The sequence below is a fragment of the Streptomyces aurantiacus JA 4570 genome, assembly GCF_000414115.1.
Classification (GTDB): Bacteria; Actinomycetota; Actinomycetes; order Streptomycetales; family Streptomycetaceae; genus Streptomyces; species Streptomyces aurantiacus_A.
On record NZ_AOPZ01000568.1, the window covers coordinates 1 to 3,853 of the forward strand.

Genomic DNA, 3,853 nt, shown 5'->3' on the forward strand with positions numbered 1-3,853 from the left:
TGCCGGGGCCGGGGCCGGGGGCGCCGCGTCCGAGGGGCTCGGGGCGCCCGCGAAGGCGGGGATCGCGGCGGGTGTCGTCGTCGCGGCCGGGGTGGCCGTGGCCCTCGCCCTCACGGCAGGCGGCGACAAGAAGGACGCGCCGCCGAAGGCCCAGCCGCCGGAGCCGAGCCGAAGGCCCAGCCGCCGGCCGCCGAGTCGATCGTGCCGCGCAAGCCGCCCCCCTCCAAGCCCGAGCCGAAGCCGAAGCCACCCGCCCCCAGACCCACGCCCACGCCCACGCCCACCCCCACGCCGAAACCGACGCCGAAGCCCACCCCCAAGCCGACGCCGAAACCCACACCGAAGCCCGAGCCGCCGAAGCCCAAGCCGCCGGAGCGGCCAAAGCCCAAGCCGCCGCCCCCGCCGAAGCCGCGGCCGACCCCGCCCAAGCCCACGCCGAAACCGCCGCCCCCGCCGCCGCCCGCGCCGAAGGTCTACCAGTGGAACGAGCTGGAGTACGGCCTCACCGGCGACGGCACCAAGCCCGAGATGCGGCTCGGTGAGAGCAGCTGGGTGTGGCAGCGCTGGGGCATGTCCATCGGCGACAAGCGCTACGGCCACGGTGTGACGGTGCACGGCCGGTCCTCGGTCACCATCGACCTGAACCGCACGTGCTCCTCCTACGAAGCGCTCGTCGGCGTCGACGACATGACGCTGGGGCTCGGCAAGGTGCGGTTCTCCGTGTACGCCGACGGGGCGCGGCTGTGGCGGTCGCCGCTGATCAAGGGGGGCGACGCGGCGGTGCCCGTGCGCGTCGGGCTGACCGGGCGCAAGACGATCCGCCTGGTCGTCGAGCCGCACACGCCGTTCGACTCGACGGCCCTGGCGGACTGGGCCCAGTCGCGGCTCTCCTGCACCTGAGAGCCTGTCCGAGCCGTCCCGACCCGGGCGCCGGAACCCAGGCGGGGGTTCATGGACAGTCCCTCAGGGGGCCGCGTCCGTCAGCTCCTCCATGGCCTCGTCCATGGTCAGCCCGTCGCCCGCGGCGCGCTCCCGCTCGTACCCGTCGTCGCCGAGCACCGACCGGGCCTCCTTCGCCACGCGTTCGGCTTCGGCCCGCTCCGGCATGGGGCGTTCGTGGCCGCCGCGCCAGCGGGTGGCGAAGGCCAGCAGGCGGGTCGCGCGGGCGTGCTCGCCCGTATCGAGCAGGAGCGCGGCGGCCACGTCCACCAGGCTCGCGACGACCGCCTCCGAACAACGGGTGCGCAGCGCCTCCGGCAACACCCCGGCCAGGACGGCGAGCCCGGCCGACGGGCCGGACTCGGCGGCCGTGACGCGGGCCTCCACGCCGCCGAGGCCCGCGGCGAACTGCGGCGGCGGCGTCCCGCGCTCGGCCTCCGCGCGGGCCTCGTCGGCCAGGGCCCGGGCCCCGGCCGTGTCGCCGTCGGCCAGCGCCATGTCGGCGCTCATGAGGCGGATGAAGGCGCGGGAGTCCGTGACCCCGTAGTCGTCGGCCTTGGCGTTGGCCTCCGCCAGGCCCTTCACGGCGAGCTCGTGGTCGCCCGAGCGGTAGGCGATCTCGGCGAGGCGGGCGATCAGGAAGGGGGCCTCGGCGTGCGCGCCGACTTCGTAGGCGAGGCGCAGCGCCTCCTCGTACTCCCGCCGGGCCTCCTCGTGGCGGCCGCGTGCCATCGCCGCCTCGCCCGCCGCGCTGCACACCTGCGCGCGCAGCCAGCGGTCGCCCACCCGCCGGCTCAGCTCGCGCAGCTCCGCCAGGTCACCGTCGACACCCACGAGGTGGCCCGGCTGGTCGACGGCGGTGTGCACACGGAACATGAGCGTGATCGCGACCTCCCAGTCGCCGCCGAAACGGCGGCAGTTGTCGACCGCGAGGTCCAGGTAGGGCAGGACGTCGGCGACCCAGTCGACGAAGTACAGCGTGAACGGCCACACCAGGCCCGGGAACCGGCCGCTCGCCGGCACCGGCCGGGCGAACACGTCCCGCACCCGCAGGATGTACCGCGCGTCCAGAGCGCTGCCGAGCACCACCGCTGGCCTGGACTCCACCGTCAGGAACAGATGCAGCATCCGCAGACCCATGCGCGACCAGAACAACGGGGCGTCCTCGTCGGCGAGATCCGCTTCGAGGCCCGCGGCCGCCGTGGCGAACGGGGAGGTGCGGTCCACCAGCGCGCCCTCCGCGATCGTGGCCGGCGCGTCCGGCGCGTCCGGCGGCACCGTCAGGCCCAGCGCCCGGCCGACCCACTGCGAGCCCTCCTCGCGGTAGTTGCGCAGCCACCAGAACCAGCCGAGGGACAGGGTGAGGCCCAGCGCCTGTGCCTCGTCGCGGGACTCGACGGCGCGCTGCAGGGCCGCGCGGAGGTTGTCCAGGTCGGCCTCCAGGCGGTGGATCCACGGCAGTTGCTCGGCCGAGCGGAGCAGGGGCTCGGCCGTCTCGGCCAGCGCGCGGAAGTACGCGCTGTGCCGCCGCTCCGCCTCGGCGCGCGGGCCGGGGGTCTCGGCGGCGCGCTCCGTGGCGTACTCCTGGATGGTCTCCAGCAGGCGATAGCGCATTCCGTCGCCCGCGCCGCCGGGGGCCGTGCCGCCCTCCTCGCCCGTGTCGTACGGAGTCGCCACGACCAGGGACTTGTCGACGAGCGCGCCGATGAGGTCCGCCGCCGGGCCGGAGCAGACGGCTTCGGCGGCCTCCAGGTCCCAGCCGCCCGCGAAGACGGACACCTCGCGCAGGACCGTGCGCTCGGCCTCGTCGAGCAGGTCCCAGGACCAGTCGACGACGGCCCGCAGGGTCTGCTGGCGCGGCAGGACCGTGCGGGCGCCGCTGGTGAGCAGGCGGAAGCGGTTGTCCAGGCGGTCGGCGATCTGCCGGGGCGTGAGCAGCCGCAGGCGGGCGGCGGCCAGCTCGATGGCCAGGGGCAGGCCGTCGAGACGGCGGCAGATCTCCGCGACCGACTCCGCGTCCCGGTCCGGGTCGAAGCCGGGGCGCACGGCTTCGGCCCGCTCGGCGAACAGGCGGTGCGCCGGGGCGGGCGGGAGCGGCTCCACCGGGCGCACGGTCTCGCCCGGCACGCCCAGGGGTTCGCGGCTGGTCGCGACGACCGTGAGCCCCGGGCAGTGGGTGAGGAGGGTCTCGGCGAGCTGGGCGGCGGCGCCGATGACGTGCTCGCAGTTGTCAAGGATCAGGAGCAGGCTGCGCGGGGCGCAGTACTCGATGAGCAAGGCGAGAGGGTCGCTGTGGGTGGCCGTCAGCTCACTGGTCATCAGCACGGTCTCGCGCAGGCGGAGCGCGCTGACGACGGCGCCGGGGACCGCCTCCGGCCGGTCGAGCGGGGCGAGCTCGGCCAGCCACGCGCTCGGATGCCCGGCGGCGGCTTCCTCGGCGAGGCGGGTCTTGCCGGAGCCGCCCGGTCCGGTGAGGGTGACCAGGCGGGCTCTCTGCATGTCCGAACGGATGGCGTCGAGTTCGGGTTCCCGCCCGACGAAAGAGGTCAGGCGGGGGCGGAGGTTGCCCTGGCGGGCGGCGGGACGGGCCGCGGCGTGGCCGCCCGACGCGGGCTGTATGTCCGCGCCGGGTGGGGTGTCCGTACGGGGTTTCGGGTAGGGGGTGGGGCCCGGCCGGGCGGGGCCGGTGGGCCCGGGGTCGGCGGGGATCCCGCCCGGCGACGTGGGGCCGGGGCTGGCGGGCCCGCCGGGCGCCTCTGGCCCGCTCGGCGGCTTGGGGCCGCTTGAGTTCGTGGGCCTGTCGGGCCGCGTGGGCCTACCGGGCTCCGTGTGGCCGCTTGAGTTCGTGGGCCTGTCGGGCCGCGTGGGCCTACCGGGCTCCGTGTGGCCGCCCTGCTCCATGGGTCCGCCGAGC

General features: G+C 76.1%; 1 protein-coding gene and 1 pseudogene. One reads left to right on the forward strand and one right to left on the reverse strand.

All coding sequences use genetic code 11. From position 1 onward, the window contains the following. A pseudogene (locus tag STRAU_RS41170) lies at window positions 1-900 on the forward strand (NPCBM/NEW2 domain-containing protein); the annotation flags it as partial. A 63-nt stretch (window positions 901-963) separates the two neighbouring features. Here STRAU_RS41170 and STRAU_RS38770 read toward each other — a convergent pair. Continuing rightward, complete coding sequence (locus STRAU_RS38770) at window positions 964-3,438, reverse strand: ATP-binding protein (protein WP_016645856.1); 2,475 nt, start codon at window positions 3,436-3,438, stop codon at window positions 964-966. Window positions 3,439-3,853 lie beyond the last annotated feature (415 nt).

What these genes read in the sequence shown, in the direction of transcription:
- STRAU_RS38770 (WP_016645856.1), bottom strand. Translation starts at nt 3,438, where the DNA reads ATGCAGAGAGCCCGCCTGGTCACCCTCACCGGACCGGGCGGCTCCGGC.